This window comes from Phyllobacterium sp. SYP-B3895 (assembly GCF_009647635.1).
GTDB lineage: Bacteria > Pseudomonadota > Alphaproteobacteria > Rhizobiales > Rhizobiaceae > Phyllobacterium > Phyllobacterium pellucidum.
In genome coordinates, this window is sequence record NZ_WJIG01000001.1 from 488,468 (window position 1) to 514,662 (window position 26,195).

Here is a 26,195-nt window from a genome sequence, read left to right on the forward strand (position 1 = left end):
AGAGGCGAAAATCTTAGCCTACCGACTCACTTAGTTCACGCTTGTTATCAAAATAACATAACTAATTCAAATACTAATAGAGAAATTATACGATCATATAATTTCTCTTGCGGAACACGCAATTCCTGCATATCCTTTTTCCAACGATCCGCCCCGGATGCGGACAATGGGAACGAGGTTTGGCATGAAGCGGGATCCCCGATACGACGTCCTATTTGAGCCGGTGAAGATCGGGCCGGTCACCGCGCCCAACCGTTTCTACCAGGTGCCGCATGCCAGTGGCATGACCAATGCACTGCCCCGCGTTCGCGCTGCATTTCGTGAAACCAAGGCCGAGGGCGGCTGGGGTGTCATCTGCACCGGCGCGTGCTCCACCGATCCGAGTTCCGACGATTCTCCGCTTCCCTTCGCTACCATGTGGGACACGAATGATATCCGCGCCCATGCGATGATGACGGAGGCTGTCCACCGCCACGGCTCTCTCGCCGGTGTCGAACTCTGGCATGGCGGCGCCTCGGTGATGAACCGTACCAGCCGCATTCCGCCGCTATCGCCGTCCGGCATTCCGTGGATGGCGACGCATGTGGGTTTCATGGGCAATGCGCGGCCGAAGACGATGGATAAGTCGGACATTCGCGATGTCCTCCGTTGGCAGGCCGAAGGCGCGCGGAAGTCACGCACCGCGGGCTTCGACATCGTCTATGTCTATGCCGGCATGGGCTATCTCGGCTATGAATTCCTGCTGCCGGAATATAATCATCGCACCGACGAATATGGCGGCTCGCTGGAAAACCGCGTGCGCTTCGTCCGAGAGCTTCTGGACGTGACGCGCGATGCCGTTGGCAAGGATTGCGGCGTTGCTCTGCGCATCAGCCTTGAAGAGCTGCGGGGCCGTCCGGGCACGCACCAGCCCTCCGAGGCGCACGAGGTGATCGAACTCCTCGCCGACTATGCCGACCTCTTCGACGTCAAGATGGATTCGAGCCCAACTGACTGCTCCGCATCGCGTTTCACGGGCGAAGGCAGCCACGAACCGGTAATCGACTTCGTCAAGGCGCTGACCAAGAAGCCCGTCGTCGGCGTCGGTCGTTTCACCTCGCCCGATACGATGGTCTCGCAAATCCGGCGCGGCGTCCTCGACCTCATCGGCGGGGCGCGTCCATCGATCGCCGATCCCTTTCTGCCGGTGAAGATCAAGGAAGGCCGCCACGACGAGATCCGCGAATGCATCGGCTGCAATATCTGCATTTCGAGCTGGCATGACGGCGTACCGGTGCGCTGTACACAAAACCCGACAGCGGGCGAGGAGTGGCGGCGCGGCTGGCATCCCGAACGGGTGGACGCAGCCAAGAAGCCGGAAAAGGTACTAATCGTCGGCGGAGGGCCTGCCGGCCTCGAATGTGCGCTCACCCTCGGCCGTCGCGGCCACGAGGTGACGCTTGCCGACAAGGGCACGAGCTTCGGTGGCCGGCTCACATTCGAAACGCGGCTTCCGGGCCTCTCCACCTGGAACCGCGTCGCAGAATACCGGCTCGGCCGTCTCAACGAGATGACCAATGTGTCGATGTATCTCGAGAGCGATATTGGCATCGATGAAATCATCGATCTCGCGCCCGATCACGTCGTCATCGCAACCGGCGCGCGCTGGACCCGCATGCTCTATTCATCCATGGAAATACCCGTCGGTGAACTAGATCATCCGCGCGTCTATACGCCCGATGACATCGCGGCGGGGCGCCTGCCGGAAGGGCCGACGCTGGTCTTTGATTTCGACAACTACTACATGGGCGGTGTTCTCACCGAGTATCTTGCGCAGCAGGGCAATGAGGTTACCTATGTGACGCCCGCCGGCCAGGCATCGGCATGGACGATAATGACGAACGAATTGCCATTGGTGCATCGGGCGCTGGCACGGCGCAATGTCCGGGTGACGACGCTGCACATGCTCACCGCCTTCGACGGTGCGATGGCAACGCTCACGCACCTCTTCACCGGCGAAACCTTCCGCATCAAATGCAGGTCGGTCCTTATCGTCGGCCTGCGCATGCCGCGCAACGAACTCTTCGAGGCCCTGACCGCGCGCAGCGAAGACGTTTCGGCGGCAGGTATCAAAAGCATTCGCCGCATCGGCGACGGCCTTGCACCCGGCGCTATCGCCCATGCGGTCCTTAGCGGCCATACCTGCGCCCAGGAGCTTGGTGGCAGGCAATACGCGCCATATCGGCGCGATACGCCGATCGTCGATGCCGAGCCCGAATTCAAATCTCGCGCAGCGGCGGAATAGGCGGCCATGAGCGAGCGTCCCGCCCTTTCCCCCTGGTCGATCGCCTCGCCGCTTGCCGGCGGGGCGCTGCATGCCGCGGGGTCGGGGTTGTTCCACACATTGCTGCCGTTGCGCCTGATCGAGAACGGCTACGGCGCCGACGCTGTCGGTCTCGTGGTCATGGCCGAGGGTGCCGGCTTTCTCATCGGCTGCATCGGCTCGGTGCGGCTCATTCGCTCGGTCGGCGAGGTCCGCGCCTATGCAGCGCTCTCAGCTTCATCCTCCGTACTTGTGCTTGCCCTGGGAGCCGGGCCGGAACTCGCCGTGATGATGGCGATACAGGCGGTCGTCGGCTTCGCCAATGCCGGCCAGTCGGTCGTGATCGAAAGCTGGCTCAATGCGATGGTGCCCAATGAGGGCCGCGGCCGTGCGCTTACCCTCTATGTGCTGGTGCTCGGTCTCTTCTACGGTCTTGGACAGTTGCTTGCACGCGATATCGCCCCTGCCGGCAATGCCATGTTGATGATTACCGCGGCATTCTATGCCCTGGCGCTGGTCCCGGTGACGGCGATATGGGTCGGGGAGCCGCAACTCCATGCGCCGTTGGGCATCGATCTCCTCGGCGCCTTTCGTACCTCGCCGCTCGGCGCCCTCGCCTGCCTGCTGACCGGTCTCGTATCATCGACCTTCTCGAGCATCGGCCCGCTATACGGCCTGGAGCTCGGCTTCAGCCAGGACAGGATCGTCATCCTGATGGCTGCAGTCGCACTTGGCGCCCTCTTTCTGCAGTTCCCGCTCGGCTACCTTTCCGACCGGCTCGACCGGCGCGGCATGATGCTGGGGCTTGCGCTCATCCTTGCCGGCGTCTGCGGCATGTTCCTTCTCGTCGACAGCAACACGCCGCTTTGGGCCTTCCTCATCCTGTTCTCGGTTTTCGGCGGCATTTCGGAAATCTTCTATCCGCTTGGCGTGGCGCACGCCAATGACCGCGCCTCGTCGTCGCAATTCGTTGCGCTCTCTTCGAACCTTCTGCTGATCTGGGCCTTTGGCGGCACCATCGGGCCGGCCATCGCCGCGACCGGCGTACAACATCTCGGCGCGCATTCCTTCTTCTGGTACGGGATTGGGCTATCGCTCACTTTCGCATCCTTCGCCCTGTGGCGGCAGTTCCGCCAGCCAATCGTCGGCACGCGCGATGAGTTCGTCACCTATCCCCAGACATCGCCGGCGGTCTACGAGTGGGTGCCGCGCAAGGAGATCGGGTCCCCTACCGAAACGGATGCCCCAGAATCCAGCGAGACATCAAAGCCATGACGCGCGTTATCGAGACATTCCCGCACAAGGTGCGCTGCATCGACCCTGTCTTCATACCGATGCCGGACGGAACGCGGCTCGCAGCGACGATCTGGCTGCCGGAGGACGCCGAGACGAAGAAGGTTCCGGCAATCCTCGAACTCATTCCCTACCGTCGTCGCGACGGCACGGTTTTTCGCGACCTCAAGATGCATCCCTATCTTGCCGGCCACGGCTTTGCCTGCTGCAGGGTCGATATTCGCGGGTCCGGCGATTCGGAAGGGCTGCTTGCCGACGAATACACCGAACAGGAGTTTGACGACGCCTGTGCGATCATCGACTGGCTGGCACATCAATCCTGGTCAACGGGCGCGGTAGGCATGACCGGCATCTCGTGGGGCGGGTTCAATGCGCTGCAGGTGGCTGCACGCCGCCCCCCGGCGCTGAAAGCGATCATCGCGCTGTGTTGTTCCGACGATCGCTTTGCCGACGATGTGCACTATTTCGGCGGCTGTCTTTTGACCGAGGACGCCATGTGGTCCTCTTTCATCCTCGGACTGGGCGCATTGCCGCCGGACCCGCAGATCGTCGGTGATCGCTGGCGCGCGATGTGGCAGGAACGGCTCGACGCAACCACATGCTGGTCGTCCGAGTGGATGCGGCACCAGCGCCGCGACGCCTATTGGAAGCGCGGCTCGGTCTGCGAGGATTTTTCCTCAATCGACATCCCGGTCTATGCAATCAGCGGCTGGGACGACACCTATTCGAACGCGGTGCCACGGCTGCTTGAAGGTCTTAGCGCGCCGTGCAAGGGACTGGTGGGTCCATGGACGCACGCCTATCCGTTCCTCGGCGAACCGGGCCCTGCCATCAACTATCTGCAGGAAGCAATACGCTGGTGGCGCCATTGGCTCGAAGGCATCGACACCGGCATCATGGACGAGCCGAAATACACGGCATGGATCAACGATCCGCACGCGCCGGCGCCATTTTACGAGGAACACCCCGGACATTTCGTTGCCGAGCCGTCGTGGCCCTCGCCAAACATCAGGGAAAACCGCCTCTATCTCAATCGCGGCGCCCTCGAGGAGGTTGCCCAGATCGGGACGAGCATGGTCCTGCGCTCGCCGGTGACCGCCGGTCGGGATTGCGGACGTTATGGCGGCTACGGCGGCATCGTGCCGGATCTTGCCGTCGACCAACGGCGCGAGGACGGGATTGGACTGCAATTCGAGACCGCGCCCTTGACGCAGGATATCGATCTCCTCGGCGCGCCAAGCATTTCGCTGGTCCTGACTTCCGACGCTCCGCAGGGCTTTGTCGTGGCACGGCTTTGCGATGTCGCTCCCGACGGAGCATCGACCCTCGTCACCTGGGGCGTTCTCAACCTCGCGCACCGCAACGGACATGAGCATCCGCAAGCGGTTGTTCCGGGCGAGCCGCTAACGGTGAGGCTCGAACTCAATCATGTCGGCCGTCGCTTTGCCGCGGGCAGCCGTATTCGCCTCATTCTATCCAACCAGCACTGGCCTATCCTGTGGCCGTCACCGACGATGCCGTCATTTACCATCGACACCGGCATCTCGACGCTCAGCCTGCCTTTGCGTCATGCGCCGGCAAACGATGTGCATCCGACCTTTGCGCCGGCAGAGATTGCGACGCCGGTGCAGATGATCGAACTCAGCAGCGAAGCGCATCGCCGCGACATTGCCATCGATGTCGGCGCATGCAGGGAAACGATCACGCTGACAAGCGACTTCGGTAGCCAGCAGTTGACCGACCGCGCCATTGTCACATCGGCCTGCGTCGTCGACAGGATGGAAATCGTGGACGGCGACCCACTCTCGGCACGGCTCGATACCGGCTGGGTGCTTGGTTTCAAAAGCAGCGAAGCCGACACGGAAACACGCTCCTCGGTGACGCTTACGGCGGATGCTTTGCGTTTCCGCCTGCAGTGGCGGCTCGAAGCCTATGAGCGCAACGAATTGATTTTTGAACGGGAGGGGGACGAATGGATCGACCGCGATCACCTGTAGCCCCCGATCGTGCAGGGGCCCATTGCGGATCCGCCCCTTGGCGGAGGGTCCGCCGGTGACGAGCTTCATCATGCGTCGCATTGGCCTTGCCGCCATCATCCTGCTGATCGTGGCAATACTTCTGTTTTCGATGATGCACCTTATTCCCGGCGATCCAACCGTGGTCGCGCTCGGGCCCCGCTCGACACCGGAAATGCGCGAAGCTTTTCGCGAGATGATGGGACTCGACCAGCCCATCCTGAAACAGCTCGCACTCTTCCTCGGCCGGCTCGCGGAAGGCAATCTTGGCGAAGACGTCTGGAGCAAGCGGCCGGTGCTGACCATGATCTTCGAGGTCCTGCCCTATACGGCGACACTTGCCGTGGCGAGCTTCCTGTGGGCGGTAACGCTCGGCATATTGCTCGGCTGCTTCGCCGTCGTCCATCACGGCAAGTGGCCAGACTGGCTCATCGGCATCCTTTCCGTCGGTTTCGTCGCCGTTCCCTCCTTCGTCGTTGCGCTGTATTCGCTGCTGATCTTCGCCGTCAGCCTCAACTGGCTCCCGGCAATCGGCGCCGGCACGCCTGGCGATTTCGTCAGCCAGTTGAAGGCGCTCGTCCTGCCCTCCTTCGCCATAGGCCTCGGCTGGGTTGGCTACGTGGCGCGGCTGGTGCGCGCTGCGATGATCGAAGCCATGGGCGAGAACTATACCCGTACGCTGCGTTCCTTCGGCGTTTCCGAACGCCGGATCATTTTCCGCTACGCCTTGCGGCAGGCGCTGATTGCCGTGCTTTCAGTGATCGCGATCGGATTTGGCGGCCTGCTGACAGGCTCCGTATTTGCCGAAATCGTCTTTTCGAGGCCTGGGCTCGGCAAGATGACCTATGACGCGGTGATGTCGCGCAATTATCCGCTCGTCATGGGCACCGTCCTCGTGACCTCCGGCCTTTACGTCACCTGCATGATCATCGCCGACGTCGTTACCGCCTGGATCGACCCTCGCGTCAGGAGCGCGCTCTGACATGGCGGTCATCGGCATAGATACGAACCCGCACCAATCGCAAACCAGAGAGCCCGGCTGGCTGCGCCGATCCGGCCGCGTTGTCTCGGACATTTTTCACACGCCGCTTGGCGGCATCGGCATCACCCTCGTTGTCCTGATCCTTGTCGTCGCGGTCTTCGCCCAATGGATCGCGCCATACAATCCGACTGCAATCAGCGTCAAGGAACGCCTCGCCGGTCCGTCCTTCACCCACCTTCTCGGCACCGATCAATTGGGACGCGACCTCTTCTCACGGGTCATCGTCGGCACGCAAACGGCTATGATGGTTGCGATATCGGCGCTTTCCATCGCTCTTGTCGCCGCGTTGCCGCTCGGGCTCATCGCCGGCTATGGACCGCGCTGGCTTGACGCCGCGCTGATCCTCGTCTTCGACAGTCTGAGTTCGCTGCCGATGATCATGCTCGGGCTCGCCATCGTCGTTCTTCTCGGCCCCGGCATCCCGACCGTCATCCTCGTAATCGTGCTCTATTCCGTTCCGAGCTATGCGCGCCTCGTGCGCACGCAGACGCTGAGCCTCAAGTCGCGTGATTTCATCAAGGCGGAGCAGGCCATGAATGCCTCGACGCCGCGCATCCTGTTCAATCATCTCCTGCCGAATGTCATCGGGCCGCTGCTCATTCTCGCTTGCCTCGATATTTCCACTGTCATCACGCTGGAGGCCGGGCTCTCGTTCCTCGGTCTTGGCGTCAAACCGCAGGTGCCAAGCTGGGGCAACATCCTGAGCGACGGGTTCTCGGTCATACGCTCGACCGCGCTACCGGTCATTGCCGGCGGCGCACCGCTTATCCTCGCGACGATCGGCTTCACCTTCTTTGGCGAGGCGCTGCGCGATGCACTCGATCCGAAGCTTGCCCGGGAGCGCAAGCCATGACCCCTGGCCCTGCAACCGCAACGCCCGTCAACCCGGCACCCGTGCTCGAGCTCGCCGATGTCTCAATCAGCTACAGCGGCATCGTACCTGCCGTCGTCGGCGTCGATCTCAAGGTCATGCCCGGTGAAATCGTCGGCATCATCGGCGAAAGCGGCTCTGGCAAGTCGACGCTGGCGCATTCGGTCCTCGGCCTTCTGCCAGACTCCGCCCAGATCTCCGGCAAGACGCTTTCATTGAACGGCATCGACATGCTCGGCGCGCCGGAACAAGCCATGCGCGAGTTGCGCGGCCCGGCCGCGGCGATGATATTCCAGAATCCGATGACGACCTTCAGCCCCATGCATAAGCTCGGTCGCCAGCTCATGGATCTGCTGTGGCGCGAGCGCGGCCTTTCAAATCAGGAAAAGCGCCAGAAGATCCTGAAGGCCTTGCAGGATGTCGGCCTTCCTGACCCGGCCGCGCGGCTTGAAGCCTATCCGTTCCAGCTCTCCGGCGGCATGCTCCAGCGCGTTGCGATTGCCGCGGCGTTGCTCATGCGCCCTTCGCTGCTTGTCGCCGATGAGCCGACAACCGCCCTCGACGTGACCATGGAAGCGCAAATCCTGCATCTCATGCGCCAGATTCGCCGCAACGCCGGCGTTTCCATCCTGATGATTTCGCATCATCTCGGCGTCATTGCCGAAATCTGCGACCGCGTCGCGGTAATGTATGCCGGACGCATCGTCGAAGAGGGACCGGTCGACGTCATTTTCGCCGATCCGCGCCATCCGTACACGAAGGCGCTGTTTGCCTGCGAGCCGGCGCTCATCGAAACAGGTGCGACGCGACTTCCGGTAATCGGTGGCGAAGTGCCCCGCCCCGTCCGGATCGGGTGTGGTTTTGCGGGGCGCTGCCCGCAGGTGCTCGAATACTGTTGCAACGCGACGCCTCCATGGGTCGCTGTCGGCGCCGGCAACGTCTCCCACTTCTCACGCTGCCATCGGAGTGCGCCATGATCCGGGAGACGGCACTGATCGAGGCAAACAATCTTTCGGTCGCGGTGCCGCGATCATCGCGCTGGTTTCCTTCGAGAAAGCCGGACCTCGACATTCTGGTCGACGTTTCGGTTGCGATAAAACCCGGTGAGATCGTTTGCATGGTCGGCGAGAGCGGCTCGGGAAAGACGACTTTCGGCCGCGCGTTGCTCGGTCTCGTGCGTCCCTCGGCGGGACAGATCGTCTTCGACGGTACGCCTCTGCCGGATTTCTCGCCGGCAAGCTTCAAGCGCATCCGGCGCGAAGCTTCACTCTTGTTCCAGGACCCGGTGACCTCGTTCGATCCGCGCCAGCGCATCGGATCGATCCTCGCGGAACCACGCCGCATCGCCCGCAGCGGCAGCGTTGCACGATCGGAGATTGAGGAGCTTGCGCGCAAGGCCGGGCTTGCGAGCCCGCTTCTATCGAAATTTCCGCATGCACTGAGCGGCGGTCAGGCAAGGCGTGCGGCGGTGGCGCGGGCCCTTTCGGTCGTGCCGCGGCTTATCGTTGCCGACGAGCCCACGGCCGGGCTCGACGTTTCGGTTCAGGGCGGCGTGCTCAACCTCTTCCTCGACATTCGCGAAGAATTTCGCACGTCGTTCCTCATCATCACGCACAACCTGTCCATCGCCCGCCACGTCTCGGACCGCATCGTCATTCTCTATCTCGGCCGCGTGCTCGAAAGCGGGCCGGCCCGCGAGATCTTTCGCGCGCCGCGCCATCCCTATACGCGCGCACTGCTCGACTGCGAGCCGATACCCAATCCGGCGAAGCGGCGCGAAGCGCCCCCGGTGATCGGCGAGGTGCCTGGTCTCGCGGCACGCCCAAGCGGCTGCGAATTTCACACCCGCTGTGCGTTCGCGCAGGATCGCTGCCGCCATGAACGGCCACTCCAGACGACGATTTCGGCAGAGCACGAAGTGGCTTGCCACTATCCGCTGACGCCGCGGCTGACCGTCGTCGGCCCGCCGCCACAACGCCTGCCGAAGACCGCAAACAGATAAAATCAAGCATAACAAAAGAGGGATCAGAACAATGCATGCAGTTTCGCTCAATCGCAGACACTTCCTTCTCGGCGCCGCGGCGGGCATGTCCGCCCTCGCCATGCGGCCGGGTCTTTCCTATGCCGTGGAGGGCGACACGCTCGTCGTACGCGGCGCCTCGGACATCGAAGTTCTCGACCCGGCGTTCCAGAACGGGCTGCTCGAGGAGGAGATCGGCCGTTGCCTCTTCGTCTCACTCAATCGCCTCGATGATGTGCGCTCGGGCGCGGCGAACTGGACGCTTTATGGCGCAAGCGAACTCAACCAGAAGTCCCCGACAGAGATCGAGTTCAAGCTCAACGACTGGCTGGAATGGACCGGCGATTTCGGTCCGGTGTCGGCGGAAGACGTCAAGTTCTCATTCGAGCGTGTCGCCAATCCTGAAAACAAATCCGCATGGGCCTACGCCTTCGATGCGCTGGACAAGGTGGAGGTGACAGGCGAGCGGTCCGGCATCATCCACCTGAAAGCGCCGTCAGCGCCGTTCTTCGTTACGACATTGCCCTATTACATGGGCCATATCGTCTGCAAGAAGGCTGTCGAGGCTGCCGGCGGTAAGTTTACCACCGAAGCTCCTGCCACCGCCGGTCCCTACATCATCGAGAAATGGGTACCTAAGCAGAACATCACCCTCGCGCCCAACCCGAAGTGGAAAGGGCCTGCTCCGACGTTCCCGAAGGTGCGCTTCGAGATCGTGACGGACGACGACTCTGCCGCCCTCGCCTATGAATCGAAGTCGCTGCAATACACGAAGATCAGCCTCAACACGCTCGCGAACTATCGCGAAAAGCTTCCGGCCGAAACGGAACTCATCGAGATGAACGGCAACCGCTTCGTCTGGCTCGCGATCAATCTCGGCAACCCGAAGTTTGCCGACGAAAAGGTTCGCCGTGCCCTGCAATATGCCCTCGACGTCAACCAGATCATGGACGGTTCCTATTCCGGGCTGGCGGCCCCGGCGACGGGTGTCGTGCCGCCTTCAATGATAGGTCATCGGGAGGCGATTCTCTTCCCCGCCGACGCCGCCAAGGCGCAGGCACTGCTCGAAGAAGCCGGTGTTTCCGATCTGAAGATCGAGCTTGCCGCGCAAAACGACAAGACCAGCCAGCTGACGTGCCAGATTATCCAGGCGGTGTTCGGTGCCGTGGGCGTTACCGTCGACATCAAGACCTATGATGACGGCGTCTACTGGACACTCGGCGACAAGAGTTCGGGCGATACCTACAAGACGCTCGAGATGGTGCTGATGAGTTTTGCCGGCGGCGTCGATCCATCCGAGAACCTGACCTGGTTCCGCCCGTCGCAGATCGGCGTCTACAACTGGTCGCAGTTCGACAGCCCGGAGTTCGAACAGCTTTACCTCGACGGCATGAAGGAAACCGACAAGGACAAGCGCTCCGTCATCTACAAGAAGATGCAGGACATCATGGAGCAATCCGGCGGCTTCATCTTCCTCACGCACGAGACGTTTGCTGCGGTCGTGCGCAAGGGATTGAAGCCCTGCATCATGGCCGACGGCTATCTCGACGTAACGCGGTTCAGCAAGAGCTGATTTCCCAGGGTTCGGGGCAACCCGGCATGAAAAGGAGGCCATCATGGCCCGGAGCATGTTGAACAGGCGCGAGCGCCGCCTTGCGAGCGCGGGGTCGGTGCGGCAGATGCCGTTTGGCGGTGTTACCAACCGCTATCCGCCGATTGCGATCCTGAGCACGGACGAGATCGAAGCGATCCACCGCGCTTCATTGCGGCTTCTGTCGGAGACCGGTATCGAGATCCTGCACGACGAAAGCCGCACGCTTCTCAAAGCTGCGGGAGCGGACATCGACATGTCCAATCTGCGGGTGCGGTTCGATCCGGCGATGGTCGAGGAAAAAATACGGACCGTACCGTCCAGCTTTACGCTGCAGGCGCGCAATCCGGCACGCAATCTGACCGTCGGCGATGGCAGCCTGATCTTTGCCGCGACCGGCGGTCCGGCCTTCGTCCACGATACTGACCGGGGCCGGCGCGCCGGCAATTATGCGGATATGTGCGATTATATCCGGGTGGTCCAGCAACTGAATGTGATCCATCAGGAGGGCGGGTGTCCGTGCGAGCCGACCGATCTGCCACCTGATTCGCGTCATCTCGATTTCTACCTTGCCGCGATCCGGCTCACCGACAAGAACTGGCAGTGCTGGGCGCTTGGCGGCTACCGGGTCGAGGATGCGATCGAAATGCTCTGCATCACGCTCGGACAGACGCGCGAGGAACTGCGGGCAAAGCCGGCGGCGCTCACCGTCGTCAACTCCAACTCGCCCTTGCGGCTCGATATTCCAATGGGCGAGGGTCTCTGCGCCATGGCCCGCGCCGGCCAGCCGGTGGCGCTCACGCCTTTCACCCTTTCGGGTGCCATGAGTCCAGTGACGATCGCCGGCGCCCTGACGCAGCAAAATGCCGAAGCGCTTGCCCTGATGACGCTGTCGCAGGTCGTTGCGCCAGGCGCGCCGGTGCTTTACGGCGGTTTCACCTCCAATGTCGACATGCGCACCGGATCACCGGCGTTCGGCACGCCGGAATATGCCAAGGCGCAGATTGCGTCTGGCCAGCTGTCGCGGCGCTACAACGTGCCCTTCCGCTCATCGAATGTGACGGCCTCGAATCTGGTCGACGTGCAGGCCGCCTATGAGAGTGGCATGTCGCTATGGAGTACGATCATGGGCGGAGTAAGCCTGATCGAACACGCCGCCGGATGGCTCGAAGGCGGGCTGACGGCTTCGTTCGAGAAGCTCATTCTCGATGCTGAAATGCTGCAGATGATGCGCAGCTTCCTCGATCCTATTCTCGTCGATGAGGACAGTCTTGCGGTCGATGCCATCAGCGAGGTCGGACCCGGTGGTCACTTCTTCGGCACAGGCCACACGCTCGCGCGCTTCGAGAACGCGTTCTACGAGCCGATGCTCTCGGACTGGCGCAATTTCGAAAACTGGTCGGAAAGCGGGGCGCGCAGTGGCACGGACCGCGCCAATGCGATCTGGAAAGACCTTTTGCGCACCTATGAGCAGCCGCCGCTCGACCCCGGTGTCGATGAAGCGCTGGACGCCTATGTGGCAAGGCGCAAGGAGGAAATCCACGCCGGCAAGTTTTGACCGTCGCGAGCCGATAGTAGCGAACAGGTCGCATCGATGTGGCCTGTTCGGCTTTTGAATTCCTGTATATAGTCCTGACAGTCTTGTGGGATCGATGCCGGCTGTCATCACACCAGCCGCAAACCTTTCCGCGGGCGTGATCGAAGCGACCTCTCATAAACCGGATTGGCCCGCATGACCGTCAATCGCACGCCGAGAAAAAAGACCCACCATACAAGCAAGCGTCCACCCTTCGAGCGGATCGCCCTGCTCCTCCAGGGCGGCGGCGCGCTCGGCTCCTATCAGGCCGGCGTCTACCAGGCGCTCGCCGAATCGGACCTTCACCCCGACTGGGTTGCAGGCATATCGATTGGCGCCATCAATTCGGCGCTCATTGCCGGCAATGCGCCCGAGCGGCGCGTCGATGCGCTGCGCAAATTCTGGGAAGCGGTCACCGAGCCGCCGCTTGGCGTCGCGTCACTGGCTTCGGCCTGGCTCGGCAAGCTTGCTGCAAGGGGCGACATGGCCCATGGCTTCGTCAACCAGGCGCAGGCCTTTGGCACCATGGTGGGCGGCGCGCCGGGCTTTTTCATCCCGCGGCCGCTGCCTCCCTTCATTTCGCCAGCTGGCAGCATGGAGGCCGAGAGCTTTTATGATGTCGCACCACTTAAGGCAACGCTCGAAGAGCTTGTCGATTTCGACCGGATCAATGAAGGGGGAACACGCTTCAGCGTCGGTGCGGTCAATGTTCGCTCTGGAAACTTCGAATATTTCGACAGCACGACCCACCACATCACGCCCGACCATATCATGGCGAGCGGCGCGCTTCCGCCGGGCTTCCCGGCGACGCGAATCGAAGGGGAATATTATTGGGATGGCGGACTGATCTCCAACACGCCGCTGCAATGGGTGCTCGAGAGCTATCCGCGCAAGGATACGCTGGCTTTCCAGGTTGACCTCTGGAGCGCACGCGGTGAAATCCCGCGCGACCTCGTAGGCATTGAGCTGCGCCAGAAGGAAATACGCTTTTCGAGCCGTACCCGCGCCGCCACGGACCAGTTCAAGCGGGCGCAGCGCCTGCGCCGGGCGCTCAAGCATCTGCTCAAGATGGTGCCCAAGGAAACGCTGGCAGCGGCCGATGACGAGACCAAGCTTCTGATCGAGCAGGCCGATGAAACCGTCTACAACATCGTGCAACTGATCTATCGCGCACGATCCTATGAGGGAACATCCAAGGACTATGAATTCTCCCGCCTGACGATGGAGGAGCACTGGGCTTCGGGGTACAATGACGCGGTTCGTACGCTGCGGCATCCCGAAGTGCTGGAACGCCCCGATACGCCGGACGGTGTCGCCACGTTTGACTTAGCCTAGACTATCAAACCCGTCTCCCAACGAGCAGCGAGCACACCCATGAATATCGAAGATGTCCGCGCCAAAGCCTTCGCCATGCCGCTTAATGATCCGGCATATCCTAAGCCGCCTTACAAATTCTACAACCGCGAATTCGTGGTGATCAATTACAGGACCGATCCCGACGCCTTGCGCGCCGTAGTGCCGGAACCGCTTGAAGTCATTGGCGATACTGTCGCCTATGAATTCATCCGCATGCCGGACTCGACCGGCTTCGGCGACTACACGGAAACCGGCCAGGTCATTCCTGTTCGTTTCAGGACTCCCTCCGGCGAGGTGCAGGAAGGCGGCTATGTTCACGCCATGTATCTCGACGACAACTCGCCGATTGCCGGCGGGCGCGAGATATGGGGTTTTCCGAAAAAGCTCGCATCACCAAAGCTCAGCCACGAACAGGAGACAATCGTCGGCACGCTGCACTATGGCAGCGTCCTCTGCGTCACGGCAACGATGGGCTACAAACACAGGGAGCTCGATCTCGAGCCCTTAAAGAAGGCGCTCACAAAACCGGCCTTCATGATCAAGATTATCCCCCATGTCGATTGCACGCCGCGCATTTGCGAACTGGTGCGCTACTATTTCGAGGATGTGACCTTGAAAGGCGCATGGTCTGGCCCGGCTGCCCTGCAACTCTACGAACACGCGATGTGCGACGTCGCCCGTCTTCCGGTGCGCGAAGTGATCTCGGCGAGCCACTATGTTGCCGACCTTACCCTTGGCCTTGGCGAAGTCGTTTTCGATTATCTGAAACAGGATTGATTTCCGAACAGCAAAGAGGTGGAGCATGTCTCGCTTTACAGGAAGAGTTGCAATCATAACGGGCGCTGCAAGCGGCATTGGCAAGGAGATCGCGCTGCGCTTTGCCGCTGAGGGCGGCACTCCCGTGATTGCCGATCTCAACATTGACGCCGCCAACGCCGCCGCCGATGAGTTCAAGGCGAATGGCGGTGACGCCTTTGCAGTGGCAATGAACGTGACCGACGAAGCGGAAGTGGATAAGGGCGTTGCCGACGTCATCGCCAAATATGGCAAGATCGACATTCTCGTCAGCAATGCCGGCATCCAGATCGTCAAGCCGATTGTCGATTTTCCGTTTGCCGACTGGAAGAAGCTGCTGTCGATCCATCTCGACGGTGCTTTCCTGACGACAAGAGCCTGTCTCAAGCACATGTACGCAGCCAATTACGGCCGGGTCGTTTACATGGGTTCCGTCCATTCCAAGGAAGCCTCCAAACTCAAGGCGCCTTACGTCACGGCCAAACACGGCCTTATCGGTCTTGCCAAGGTGGTGGCCAAGGAGGGTGCCGAGCACAATGTCAGTGCCAATGTCGTATGCCCCGGTTTCGTGCGCACGCCGCTGGTCGAGAAGCAGATACCCGAACAGGCCAAGGAACTCGGCATAACCGAGGAACAAGTCATCAAGAATGTCATGCTGAAGGATACGGTCGACGGCGAATTTACGACGACCGACGACGTGGCGGACGCCGTACTTTACTTTGCCGGCTCTAGGACAAATGCTTTGACCGGACAATCGCTGGTCGTGAGCCACGGCTGGTTCATGCAATAGATCGGGAAGTGGGGTCTTTCCAGTTCATGGGGAAGACTCCACGCGGTTTCTACTCCTCCTGGCAGGTCGTGCTGCTGCCGTTGCGCGTCAATTTCGCTTCCCTGCCCTTGGTCCAGAACTCGGTATTTTCATCGGCATAGCGTCCGCCGTCGGCCGAGAGCGCCTGCGGCAGGGTATAGGTATCGCCGCTACCGGCGAAGACGAGATCGACCGTGCCGAAGCCATCGCCCGGTGGCGTGAAGCTGGCGGTGAGGTGGGAGCCGTCGGCGCACTTATATTTCACGTCCTTTGCAAGCGCAGCTACCGGCACGAACGCCAGAGCAAACCCGCAGATCCCGAAGATCAACCTTGAATTCATACGCAATACCCCTCGGCTTAGATGTAAAAGGCGAGCTATTCGCCGCTGCCGTTGTCGATCAACGCCAGCGTGTTTTTATCAGGTACACCGTCGCACCAATAGTCAAGCGCCCGTTGGTAGGGACTGTCGGTGCCGGGCGCTGCCAGCGAAAACAATGTCATGCTCGAGCGAAACTTTATGTCGTCGGGCGAACCGAAGATTCCATGCAAGGTCGTCCCGCGGATAGCCAGAACCGTGTTGGTACATTCTTCGAGCCGGCTTCCCAGGAGCGGGTGGTCGAGATAGGAGCGCGCCTCGTCAAGCGAAGCGATGCCATAGAATTTCGCAGTCGATGAACGGCCAAGTTCGCGCAATTGCGGGAAGATGAACCACATCCAGTGGCTCTGCTTTAGTCCCGCGCGCAATTCAAGCAGCACCTGCTGATAGACGGGGGCCTGCGCTGTCACAAATCGCGCGAGGTTGAAGGGATCCTCCGGCGGCATATGAACCTCCTCCGTGTTGCCCAAGCCATCTTGACTGGAATAATGTGCGGCGGCAACGATGTATACATTGGGGGAATGCTTATGGATGCCACGTCGTCGCCTGTCATCGTATCAATCGTCAACACGCTCGAGACGGCGCTGACGCCGGTCTTCCTGCTTGCCGGTACCGCGGGCTTCCTCAATGCCTTTGTCTCCCGCCTCGCCCGTCTCTCCGATCGCGTCAATCAGATCTCGGACTTAATCGGCGCCGACCACGAACTCAATACAGCACGGCTGACTCAACTCAGTTACCTGCGTTTCCGCACGCTCGCGCTGGAGATCGCCGTGGTGTTTGGCACTCTTGCGGGCGTGTTGACCTGCCTTGCGATCGTGTCGCTGCTCGGTGGTGCCATCGGCCGCTCGGGCTTTCGCGAACACGTACTCTATTGGCTTTTTGCCGGAGCCGTCTTCGCCCTGGTCGGCGCGCTCATCGCATTCCTGTTCGAAATTCTGACCGCGAGCCAAAGCATGTTGCGGCAGATAGCCCGCGACCAGCGCAAACGCAAATAAGAGAACGCAGTGCAAAGCCCATCCACGATCAGGCGAAGGTGGAATAGGCCTCCTCGCGGCTGAGCAGATTGGCGTCGCGCGCCAAACGCCACCGGCCATCGCTATCCTTGCGGAGGATCGTCAGCGTATAGCCGGAACGATGGACGGTAGCTCCGTCGGCAGGCGTAACTTCCAGCCTGATATAGTTACGTAAATATGCCCATTCGCCAAGCACATTGACTTCCTGAATGTGATAGGCGCCGTCCATGCGAACCTGCTTCATCGATTTCATCGTCGCAGCAAATGCAGCTTTGCCAAATGGCTTTTGCCCGGAGACCATGAAGATAACATCGTCGGTCATGAGATCGAGAATGGTCGCGGTATCGCCAGATTTGCTTGCGGAAAACCAGGTTTCCACGAGGGTGCGAATCGCCTGCTCGTCGTCGCTCATCTGTCTCTCCCAGTCCACGTTAGCTCGGTCCTAAGAAATTATAGCGAGACGGCGATTAATTGAAGGGGCACCGACATGCGTGCACACTTAAACGGCTGATTGACCCCAGCAGGGGCCCGGTTTCCCATACCCCCTGAATATTTGCCTGGCCGGGCCTCTTTCATTCTTTTCGAGGTAGTGGAGATGGAACCGGACGATCCCACTCCGCCAAGGGCGGAGTACGAACCCTACCTTACGCCGGTGCTTCCCTACGTCATCGTCTTCATCATAACAACGACACTCGTCATCTCCGCGGGGTGGATGCTTCGCCCGTAGGTCGTGCCGGCTGCGATCCTTCGCGGCGATTTTCCTGCTTGGCAGCCGCAGTAAAAAAGCCCCGTCGCGAGAACGGGGCTTTTCTATTTTTCATGCCTTATGGACCGACTGGATTAGCAATCAGTGACCGCCATTGCCGTGGCCGCCACCACCGCTGTTGCCGCCGCGGCCATTGTTGTCGCCCCGGCCGTTGTCACTCTTGCCGTTATCGCCTTTGCCGCGATCGTCCTTATCCTTGTCGTTCTTGTCGTTCTTATCGTTCTTGTCGTTCTTGTCGTGGTTGTCCTTGTCCTTGTCGCCCTTGTGGTCACGATCATCGCCCTTGTGGTCCTTGTCGTCACCCTTGTGGTCTTTGTCGCCCCAGCCGCCCTTGTCGCCTCGGTCGCCCTTATGACCACGATCGCCATGGTCGCCCTTATCGCCCTTGCCGTGACCATGCTTGCCGCCGTGTTCGCCCGGTCCGCAATTGCCTGGATCGCTCGGGCCGGAAGGATCACTCGGACCGGACGGATCGCTCGGACCAGATGGATCGCTCGGGCCACTTGGACCAGTCGGGCCACTTGGACCAGTTGGGCCGCTCGGACCACTTGGACCACTTGGACCACTGGGGCCGCTCGGACCACTTGGGCCGCTAGGACCACTCGGCCCGCTAGTACCGCTCGGGCTACCACCCGTACCGCCACCATTATTGCTTGCCGAATTCGTACCGCCGGACGTGCCTGAACCGCCCTTGCCCGCGCCGCCCTTTGAACGACCGCTGCGGCTATTGTCCGATACGTTGCCATTGTCATGGGTCCAGCTGGATGGCTGGCTGATGGCCGCCGTGGTCATGGGCGGGCACATGTCAAGTTGCTGCTTGCTGAGGATCGACCGTTTGTTCAAGGCATAGCAGCAAAGCCCAACATTACCGTCGTTGAGCTGCCTGCACTGTGCGGCGCTCGCAAACAATGCGCGCCGGCCCTCAGCATAGCTTGGCGCCGTCTGAAGGAGAGTTGAAACCAGACCCAAGGTTGAAATCGTCATAACGGCGAATAAAACGCTGCGTCTGCTCTGGTTTTTATTGTTGTTTGTTATACGCATGTGACATTTCCCCAAGTGTTATTGTTATTAAGCAACTCCACACATCAGGGTAATGTTGTTATCTATCACCTAGCCATTGATGGCTTTATTGCTTGCCAAATATGTAAACTTAAGGTTGTGGTATTGATACATAACAATGCTGCTTATAAACGATGTAAAAAGATTGATGCAAAACGGGGGGTTATACCGTATTATCTAACCCGGGAGTAAGCGCCGGGTAATGAGGCGTCCTGTGTTCCAGTACATACTTTCGTAACCATAAATAAGTACGTTTAAGAAAAAGACGGCGTCAAAGTCGCGACGATCAGTGCGTAACGCCGTGTTAACCGTTGAATCACAAATTCAGGATCTTAGACACGATTTTACCGCCCTGACGCGCCAATTCGTCCCTGCCGATCTTTGGGAGAACACAGCATGTTGCGCAAATTTTCGCTCGTGATCCTGTCCGCAGGCTGTTGCCTGGGGGTCTTTGCTTCAATACCCGCCCGTGCCGACGGGACCGAAATGGAACTCAAGGGCAAGGGATTTGGCCCGCCTGCCTTCCAATCGTTCTGCAATCACTATGCCAGCCTTTGCAACACGCGCTCAGGCGCCAAGGTGGTGCAACTCACAGGTGAAAAACGCAAGCAGTTGCAAGCCGTCAACATGAGCGTCAACTCCTCGATCCGCCAACAGAGCGACATGCAGACAAATGGTGTCGACGATGTCTGGACGATCCCGACCAAGGCGGGTGACTGCGAGGACTTCGCTATCCTGAAGAAGCGCGAGTTGATGCGGCGCGGTTGGCCCGCGGCCTCGTTGCTGCTGACCGTCGCGCGGCTTCCATTCAGCAATGAAGGCCATGTCGTCCTGACAGCGCGCACCTCCGACGGCGATCTCATTCTCGACAGCCGCAACAATTCGGTGCGTGACTGGTCAAGCACATCCTATCGTTACTATGCGCGCCAGTCGCAAACATCGGCAGGCTGGGAACGTATTGGAAGAGCAATTCCGGTCACGACCACCGCCAAGGTGAAACTCGACTACACCACCACCGCCAGCATCAAATAGCAGGGCCGGGTGCGGATTGGAGGATCTGCACCCCGTTGATCTTGTAGCCGCCATCCGGTTGCTTCACCAGCTGGTAGATGGCCGTCCAGTCCTTGCCGTCCGGGCCAGTGATCAAGACTTCCTGTATGACCTGGTCGCCCTCGATCCTGCTGCGGCCAAACGCGAAGTTTCCCGGCCGGAAAACCGGCTGGTAAGCGCGCTTCACCATATCGAAGAAGAGGTTCTGGTTTAGGAACTTCTCCTGGATCGTGGGTGACGCAAACGAATAGGCGGTAGCGGCATCGTTGCTGAGGAAGGCGGCGATCTGGTTCCTGATGATGAGCTGCGCCGAATCGACAGGTTCCTCTGCCCGCAGCGGTCCGCCCAGGACAAGAGCAGTGCATAAAGCCGCGCTAAAGCCGAATGCCCTGATCGTCATGGTCTCCTCCTACATCCCAGTGCCACTTGAAGTAGATGCGCGTATCACTGCCGCTGCTGGGTCTTGCGATTTGTTGCCGCCGAGGTCGCCAACTGCGATTGCTATTTGCGGCGCAGTGGTGAAAAACTACGCCCACAATCACGCTCTTGCAATGAGAGGCGCGCCAGGCTCCCGGCGCGACTTATTTCTTCCATGCCCACCCGCACAAAACCCCTTCACAGATCATGACTGACAATCGCCCGGCCTCGGGCCAAAGCGTAATGGAATCGCGTTATTGGCGGCAGAACCTCGTTGTCTGCCTGCTTGGCTCGTTCACCACCATCGTTGCGATGACGCTCATCCTGCCGTTTCTGCCGCTCTATGTCGAAGAACTCGGTGTGAGCGACCACGCGGCGATCGTGCAATGGTCCGGCATCGCCTATGGCGCGACATTCTTCACCGCCGCCCTTGTTGCGCCGCTGTGGGGCCGGCTCGCCGATCTCTATGGACGCAAGCTGATGCTCATCCGTGCCAGCCTCGGCATGGCGATCGCCATGTCGCTGATCGGGATGGCAACAAACATCTGGATGCTCGTGTTCCTGCGCCTGCTCACGGGCCTGCTCGGCGGCTATGCCTCGGGCTCGACGGTCCTGGTTGCGACGCAAACACCAAAGGCACGCACCGCCTGGGCACTCGGCACGCTTTCCGCCGGCATCATGGCAGGCAATCTCGTCGGTCCGCTCATCGGCGGCGCGCTGCCGCCGCTCATCGGCATTCGCCAGACTTTCTGGCTGGCTGGCGGGGTGATTTTCATTACTTTCCTCGCCACAAGCTTCTTCATCAAGGAAGAGTGGCGCCCGCCCAAGGCCCGGTCAGAGAAACGGCTTGGCGGATGGAGTGCCATTCCCGACAAGCGGCCAGTTGTCGTGATGCTGCTTGCCGGCATGCTGCTGATGCTCGCCAATATGTCGATCGAACCGATCATCACCGTCTACGTGGCGCAGCTGGTCGCCGATCCGGCCAAGATCACGCTCGTCGCCGGCGTCGTCATGTCGGCGGCGGCGCTCGGCAGCATCCTTTCGGCGTCGAGGCTCGGCAAACTGGCCGACCGGGTGGGGCATTGGAACATCATCGTCGGGGCGCTCGGCGTATCGGCGCTGCTTCTCGTTCCCCAGGCCTTCGTAACCGAGAGCTGGCAGTTGATCGTGCTGCGATTCCTGATGGGGCTTTCCCTGGGCGGATTGTTGCCGTGCATCACCGCGGTGATCCGCCACAATGTCCCCGACAATGCGGCAGGCAGCATCCTCGGCTATGCCACCTCCTCGCAATATGTCGGACAAGTTGTGGGCCCACTGGCTGGGGGCTTCGTCGGCGGTCACATCGGCATGCGCGCGGTGTTCCTCGGCACGAGTTTGCTCCTCGCCGGTGCGGCCGTCTATGGCTGGTTGGTACGCCCCAAAGAACGGTGATACGCTCGCCGAAGTACCGAGTGATTCGTAAGCGATGACGATCACGAAAATTCGCCAGATTGTCATGGAACCAGACTGACTCCCGACGCATTACCGTGGTCAGTTTAGCCTGCAACTTGTTGCAACTAGACTGTCCTACATTCCATGGAGGAAGTAATGAACGACAAGCGGTTTCCCATCCCCGTCATGATCACAGTTGGAGCGGCCGGACAACGCGCCGTGTCCACGGTATGGGAAGCGATAGAATGCCTGCGAACGTACTGGCCCACGAAAAAGGGACCGGGTTACAGGCGGGCATTGCAAGCCTGCCTCGACGCACTCGACGGCTGGAAGCCTGCGCACAAGGCGCGGCATGCCTTCATCAGCGCCGCGCGTGAAGCCGGCGTTTTCCTCGACCCACATTTGCATTGATAAGGCGTTCGAGCCAACATATGCGGGCGGCATCGGCCGCCCGACTGCCCTTCAGCGAATATCTGCTCGCGCCCGCGGACGCCTTTCATTCATTTCATGGCTGAAGATCGCCGGCGGCAATGGTGTGCGCTGCCGGATAATGTCTGAACCCTTCTCGCCCATCATGATCGTCGGCGCATTTGTATTGCACGAGGGAACGCGCGGCATCACCGAACTGTCGCACACGCGCAGCCCCTCGATGCCGCGGACTTTCAGTTCGAGATCGACCACAGCCATATTGTCCGACCCCATCTTGCAGGTCCCGACAGGGTGATGGTCGGTCTTCGCATTGGCGCAACCATATTCAAAGAGTTCCTCGTCGGAATTATACCTCGGCCCCGGCAGGCGTTCCGCCATCACATAGGGTTTCAGGGCCGCCTGGCTCATGATCTCGCGGGCGATCTTCAGGCCTTCGATCGACATTTTCCGGTCATGCGGATCGCTCCAGTAATTGGGGTCGATCAGGGGAGCGGCATTCGGATCGGAAGACTGCAACCGCACCGTCCCGCGCGATCGGGGATGAAGATAGGCTGAGTTCAAGGTGACGCCGGCGTTCTTGAGCCGCTCGACGCCGGCTTCGATACCCGAGCCCAGTCCAAGATGGAACTGGATGTCCGGTGAGCGCGCATCGGGATCCGCATACCAGAAGCCGCCCGTTTCAAACAGGCTCGACGCAACTGGACCGGTACGGAAAAGCACGTATTGGATGCCCGCCCACAGTGTGCGGTGCAGTTTGGCGACACCATCATAGGTGTGATCGCCCGTGCATTCGCAAATGACGAAAAGGTCCAGGTGATCCTGCATGTTCTCGCCGACGCCGGGCAGATCATGCGTTACCCGCGCCCCTACGCTCTTCAGATGATCGGCCGGGCCGATGCCGGACTGGAGCAGCAGCTTAGGCGATCCGATTGCACCCGAACTGACGAGAACCTCGCGTTCGGCGCGGATTGTCTCGCGCGCATTGCCCTTGATGATCTCGACGCCGACCGCCCGCCCCTTCTCGGCAAGGATCCGGGACACCTGCGCGCCCAAGCGAATCGTCAGGTTCTTGCGCTCGCTGATTGGAGCGAGATAGGCCATCGACGCCGATGAGCGGCGGCGATTGCGCTGGGTCAGTTGATAGAACCCGACGCCCGCTTGCTGCTGGCCGTTGAAATCGTGGTTGTAGGGAATGCCGAGTTCCTGTCCTGCCCGGATATAGGCATCGCAGATCGGCAGGGTGGCCGCGGGCATCGAGACGCCGAGCGGCCCGCCATAGGCATGATAATCGTCGGCGTAGCGCTGATTGTCTTCGGCGCGCTTGAAATAAGGCAGAACGTCGCGATAACTCCACCCAGTACAACCGTCCTCCCGTGCCCACAGGTCGTAGTCGGTTGCATTTCCGCGCGTATAAAGCTGGGCATTGATGCTTGATCCGCCACCAATGACTTTTGCTTGCGTATAGCGCAAGACGCGGTTGTTCATGTGCTTCTGCGGCACCGTCGACCAGCCCCAACTGGCGACACCCTTGGTCATCTTGGCGAAACCGGCCGGCATATGGAAAAGCGGGTTCCAGTCCCCGCCCCCGGCTTCAAGCAACAGTACCGAAACCTCCGGATCTTCGCTCAGGCGATTGGCGAGAACGCAGCCTGCGGGTCCCGCGCCGGTTATGATGTAATCATAGGTCATTCTAGAGCCTGCTTATAGAAAGGGCGCCATCGGCATTGATGATCGAGCCCGTGGCAAAGTTGAAATCGCCGCTGGCAAGAGCGGCCACGATACGGCCGAGATCGTCGGGCTCGCCCCAGCGCTTCATCGGAACAAGGCCCTCGGCAATAAGCTTGTCGTATTTTGCAGCGGCAACGGCGGTCATGTCGGAACGGATGATCCCGGGACGCACATCGAAAACGCTGATTCCCTGATCGGCAAGACGCACCGCGAGCCCCTGCGTGAAGGACGCGAGCGCCGCCTTCGTCAGGCAATAGTCGAGACGTTCGGGCGAAGTCATCTCGGCGGAAACCGAGGTAACGTTGATTATGGTGCGCGATGTGGCGCTTTCCTGTTGCGCCAGCATGGCGCGCAAGGCGGCTTGCGTGAAGAAAACGGTGCCGCGCAGATTGACGGAGACAATAGCGTCGAAATTAGCCGGCTCAAGGTCGAGGAAGTCACCCCGTACCTTTGAACCGATGCCGGCATTGTTGACGAGACAGTCGATGCGGCCATGGGTGTCGAGCACGCCCTCAATCGTCGCGGCATGGCCGGCGAGAGCGGCAATGTCAGCCGTGTGAAACGAGACCTTCGCCCCGAGGCCTGCCAGTGTGGCGACCGCTGCCTCAGCTGTTTCGTCATTGGCGATATCCGTGATGGCGAGATCGAAACCCTTGCCCGCCAGCGCCCTGGCGATGCCAAGGCCGATCCCGCGGCGCGCTCCGGTGACGAGGGCGACCGGCTTCATGACAATTCCTTTCTGACGATATTATCCGCGACGCGCAGAGCCTGGGCCGCGATCGTCAGCGCCGGGTTGACCGCTGCTGACGTCGGCAGGAACGCGGCATCGACAACGAACAGATTAGGGTGGTCAAAAGCCCGGCAATAAATATCGAGCGGCGCGGTCGCGGGGTCGCTGCCCATTCGAACGGTGCCACACTGATGCGACGGCGTCTTGCGGTCGAAGGCCTTGGAGAGCACAAGCGGGAAGCCGGCCGCGCGCAGGGTCGACTTGATCCGGGCCACCAGCCTCAAATGGGCCGGCCAGTTGCTGCGGATCCACTCGAGAATGATCCTGTCGCCATCAATGCGCACCCGGCTTTCGGGCTTTGGCACATCCTCGCTCATGGCAAGGAAATCCACCGTATGCGCGCAGAATCTGTCAAGCGCCCATTCCGGCACCATCCGAAGATCGGATTTCAAAACCGCGCCGCTGATCCGACCGAGCAATTGCACATTGCCGAGCGGCGCGCCGCCATCGCCATCGGACAGATAGAAATCATTGAAGCCGAACGTCTTCTGGTAGACGCTGTCATTTTTGAAGCGTGGATCGAACCCGATGACGGCCGAAAGGTTGTGGTTCATAAAGTTGCGGCCAACCTGGTCCGAGCGATTGGAGAGCCCGGCGGGATTGGCATCGTCGGCCGAGCGCAGCAGGAGTACGGCGGACTGGACCGCTCCGGCCGAGAGTACGACGAGCTTCGGTCGCACGATATGCCTTGCGCCATTCTGCTCGTAATGGACTGCGGCGATTGACTTGCCATCGGCTGCGGTCTCGAGGCGGGTGACCCGCGCATTCGTTTCGAGCCGGACATTCTCGTGTTTCCGCGCGGCGGCGAGCGCGGTGGTTTCCGCGTCCATCTTGCCGTTGAAGCTGTTCGGATGGGCATCCCAAGGGGTTTTTCCGTGCTTCAGCCAGGTATCGATATCGACGCCCAATGGCAGCGATGCCGGATGAACGCCCACCTTCTTCAACCGGGAGCGAAGCGCGGCGATGGGCGCTTCGTCTGGCACGGGTGGGAAGTTGTAGGGCGCTGAATGAAACGGCTCGGTCGGGTCTTCGCCGAGTGTTCCTCTCACCTGAAACAATTGTTCGGCCTTGCTGTACCAGGGCTCGAGTTCCTCGTAAGCAAAAGGCCATGCCGGGGAGACACCTTCGAGATGCTGCATCTCCGCGAAATCCTCGGCGCGGTAACGCGTCAGCACCGCTCCATAGAACTTCGAATTGCCACCGACATTATAGTAATTGCCCGGTTTGAAGGGTTTGCCGGACTCGTCGTACCAGCTTTCCTTCGGCCGAAAGAAACCACGCTGGAAGATGGCGCGCGGATCGCGGTTCTCCGGCCGGTCCGCCAGGTGATCGCCCGCTTCCAGGATGGTGATCCTTGCTCCCGAACCGGCGAGCCCGGCGGCGATCGTGGCGCCGCCGATGCCTGAGCCGATGATAATGATATCTGCGGCCGCGTTCGGTGTGGGACTGGTGGTCATGACGCCGTCG

25 protein-coding genes are annotated in these 26,195 nt (G+C 60.6%); 17 read left to right on the forward strand and 8 right to left on the reverse strand.

Annotated features, from left to right (window positions below; genetic code table 11):
- Positions 1-166 precede the first annotated feature (166 nt).
- The 12 genes from GF108_RS02370 to GF108_RS02425 all read left to right on the forward strand — a co-directional run bounded on the left by GF108_RS02370 (position 167) and on the right by GF108_RS02425 (position 15,651).
- A complete protein-coding gene (locus tag GF108_RS02370) occupies positions 167-2,284 on the forward strand; it encodes an FAD-dependent oxidoreductase (protein WP_246663819.1) in 2,118 nt (705 codons plus the stop codon).
- Between the two features lie 6 nt (positions 2,285-2,290).
- Positions 2,291-3,577 (forward strand): MFS transporter, encoded by a 1,287-nt coding sequence (locus GF108_RS02375; protein ID WP_153666719.1) that lies wholly within the window; start codon positions 2,291-2,293, stop codon positions 3,575-3,577.
- Positions 3,574-5,592, forward strand: coding sequence for a CocE/NonD family hydrolase (locus GF108_RS02380; protein ID WP_153666720.1), 2,019 nt, complete (start codon positions 3,574-3,576; stop codon positions 5,590-5,592). The genes GF108_RS02375 and GF108_RS02380 overlap by 4 nt, the downstream gene beginning before the upstream one ends.
- A gap of 37 nt (positions 5,593-5,629) precedes the next feature.
- On the forward strand, positions 5,630-6,592 hold the full coding sequence (locus GF108_RS02385) for an ABC transporter permease (RefSeq protein WP_246663820.1): 963 nt from the start codon (positions 5,630-5,632) through the stop codon (positions 6,590-6,592).
- A 1-nt stretch (position 6,593) separates the two neighbouring features.
- Positions 6,594-7,505, forward strand: a complete 912-nt coding sequence (locus GF108_RS02390; protein ID WP_153666721.1) for an ABC transporter permease — start codon at positions 6,594-6,596, stop codon at positions 7,503-7,505.
- Positions 7,502-8,500, forward strand: a complete 999-nt coding sequence (locus GF108_RS02395; RefSeq protein ID WP_153666722.1) for an ABC transporter ATP-binding protein — start codon at positions 7,502-7,504, stop codon at positions 8,498-8,500. The genes GF108_RS02390 and GF108_RS02395 overlap by 4 nt, the downstream gene beginning before the upstream one ends.
- Positions 8,497-9,525: an ABC transporter ATP-binding protein gene (locus GF108_RS02400; RefSeq protein ID WP_172982552.1), complete on the forward strand. Its 1,029-nt coding sequence runs from the start codon at positions 8,497-8,499 to the stop codon at positions 9,523-9,525. The genes GF108_RS02395 and GF108_RS02400 overlap by 4 nt, the downstream gene beginning before the upstream one ends.
- Before the next feature lie 31 nt (positions 9,526-9,556).
- Entirely contained in the window at positions 9,557-11,116 is a 1,560-nt protein-coding gene (locus GF108_RS02405; protein WP_153666724.1) for an ABC transporter substrate-binding protein, read from the forward strand.
- Positions 11,117-11,159: 43 nt separating this feature from the next.
- Complete coding sequence (locus GF108_RS02410) at positions 11,160-12,692, forward strand: trimethylamine methyltransferase family protein (RefSeq protein ID WP_153666725.1); 1,533 nt, start codon at positions 11,160-11,162, stop codon at positions 12,690-12,692.
- 174 nt (positions 12,693-12,866) lie between these two features.
- Positions 12,867-14,045 (forward strand): patatin-like phospholipase family protein, encoded by a 1,179-nt coding sequence (locus GF108_RS02415; protein WP_153666726.1) that lies wholly within the window; start codon positions 12,867-12,869, stop codon positions 14,043-14,045.
- 39 nt (positions 14,046-14,084) lie between these two features.
- On the forward strand, positions 14,085-14,843 hold the full coding sequence (locus GF108_RS02420; protein WP_153666727.1) for an acetoacetate decarboxylase: 759 nt from the start codon (positions 14,085-14,087) through the stop codon (positions 14,841-14,843).
- A gap of 25 nt (positions 14,844-14,868) precedes the next feature.
- Positions 14,869-15,651 carry a 3-hydroxybutyrate dehydrogenase gene (locus GF108_RS02425; protein WP_153666728.1) on the forward strand — a complete coding sequence of 261 codons (783 nt, stop codon included), beginning with the start codon at positions 14,869-14,871 and terminating at the stop codon, positions 15,649-15,651.
- 49 nt (positions 15,652-15,700) lie between these two features.
- On the opposite strand, the gene GF108_RS02430 is transcribed toward GF108_RS02425, so the two are convergent.
- Together GF108_RS02430 and GF108_RS02435 are read right to left on the reverse strand one after the other, a co-directional pair.
- Positions 15,701-16,009, reverse strand: a complete 309-nt coding sequence (locus tag GF108_RS02430) for an MliC family protein (RefSeq protein ID WP_153666729.1) — start codon at positions 16,007-16,009, stop codon at positions 15,701-15,703.
- Positions 16,010-16,044: 35 nt separating this feature from the next.
- Complete coding sequence (locus GF108_RS02435; protein WP_153666730.1) at positions 16,045-16,491, reverse strand: DUF1810 domain-containing protein; 447 nt, start codon at positions 16,489-16,491, stop codon at positions 16,045-16,047.
- 81 nt (positions 16,492-16,572) lie between these two features.
- Between GF108_RS02435 and GF108_RS02440 the strand changes: the two genes are divergently transcribed.
- Positions 16,573-17,040: a DUF2721 domain-containing protein gene (locus GF108_RS02440; protein ID WP_153666731.1), complete on the forward strand. Its 468-nt coding sequence runs from the start codon at positions 16,573-16,575 to the stop codon at positions 17,038-17,040.
- Positions 17,041-17,068: 28 nt separating this feature from the next.
- Here GF108_RS02440 and GF108_RS02445 read toward each other — a convergent pair whose 3' ends face one another.
- On the reverse strand, positions 17,069-17,470 hold the full coding sequence (locus tag GF108_RS02445) for an SgcJ/EcaC family oxidoreductase (protein WP_153666732.1): 402 nt from the start codon (positions 17,468-17,470) through the stop codon (positions 17,069-17,071).
- A gap of 183 nt (positions 17,471-17,653) precedes the next feature.
- Between GF108_RS02445 and GF108_RS22575 the strand changes: the two genes are divergently transcribed.
- Positions 17,654-17,785: a hypothetical protein gene (locus tag GF108_RS22575; RefSeq protein ID WP_255453086.1), complete on the forward strand. Its 132-nt coding sequence runs from the start codon at positions 17,654-17,656 to the stop codon at positions 17,783-17,785.
- 120 nt (positions 17,786-17,905) lie between these two features.
- Here GF108_RS22575 and GF108_RS22305 read toward each other — a convergent pair whose 3' ends face one another.
- Positions 17,906-18,616 carry a hypothetical protein gene (locus tag GF108_RS22305; RefSeq protein ID WP_153666733.1) on the reverse strand — a complete coding sequence of 237 codons (711 nt, stop codon included), beginning with the start codon at positions 18,614-18,616 and terminating at the stop codon, positions 17,906-17,908.
- Between the two features lie 663 nt (positions 18,617-19,279).
- Between GF108_RS22305 and GF108_RS02455 the strand changes: the two genes are divergently transcribed.
- On the forward strand, positions 19,280-19,915 hold the full coding sequence (locus GF108_RS02455) for a transglutaminase-like cysteine peptidase (RefSeq protein WP_153666734.1): 636 nt from the start codon (positions 19,280-19,282) through the stop codon (positions 19,913-19,915).
- On the opposite strand, the gene GF108_RS02460 is transcribed toward GF108_RS02455, so the two are convergent.
- Complete coding sequence (locus GF108_RS02460) at positions 19,908-20,333, reverse strand: DUF4864 domain-containing protein (protein ID WP_153666735.1); 426 nt, start codon at positions 20,331-20,333, stop codon at positions 19,908-19,910. The genes GF108_RS02455 and GF108_RS02460 overlap by 8 nt on opposite strands.
- A 260-nt stretch (positions 20,334-20,593) precedes the next feature.
- Between GF108_RS02460 and GF108_RS02465 the strand changes: the two genes are divergently transcribed.
- On the forward strand, positions 20,594-21,781 hold the full coding sequence (locus GF108_RS02465; protein ID WP_246663821.1) for an MFS transporter: 1,188 nt from the start codon (positions 20,594-20,596) through the stop codon (positions 21,779-21,781).
- A 156-nt stretch (positions 21,782-21,937) separates the two neighbouring features.
- Complete coding sequence (locus GF108_RS02470; protein WP_153666737.1) at positions 21,938-22,192, forward strand: DUF982 domain-containing protein; 255 nt, start codon at positions 21,938-21,940, stop codon at positions 22,190-22,192.
- Positions 22,193-22,243: 51 nt separating this feature from the next.
- Here the strand turns inward: GF108_RS02470 and GF108_RS02475 are convergent, their stop codons facing one another.
- Genes GF108_RS02475 through GF108_RS02485 form a run of 3 tightly spaced genes read right to left on the reverse strand, consistent with a single transcriptional unit; the run spans position 22,244 to position 26,185 of the window.
- On the reverse strand, positions 22,244-23,899 hold the full coding sequence (locus GF108_RS02475) for a GMC family oxidoreductase (protein WP_153666738.1): 1,656 nt from the start codon (positions 23,897-23,899) through the stop codon (positions 22,244-22,246).
- A 1-nt stretch (position 23,900) separates the two neighbouring features.
- Positions 23,901-24,665 (reverse strand): 3-ketoacyl-ACP reductase, encoded by a 765-nt coding sequence (locus tag GF108_RS02480; RefSeq protein WP_153666739.1) that lies wholly within the window; start codon positions 24,663-24,665, stop codon positions 23,901-23,903.
- On the reverse strand, positions 24,662-26,185 hold the full coding sequence (locus GF108_RS02485; protein ID WP_153666740.1) for a GMC oxidoreductase: 1,524 nt from the start codon (positions 26,183-26,185) through the stop codon (positions 24,662-24,664). Before GF108_RS02485 ends, GF108_RS02480 begins: the two co-directional genes overlap by 4 nt.
- Positions 26,186-26,195: the final 10 nt, after the last annotated feature.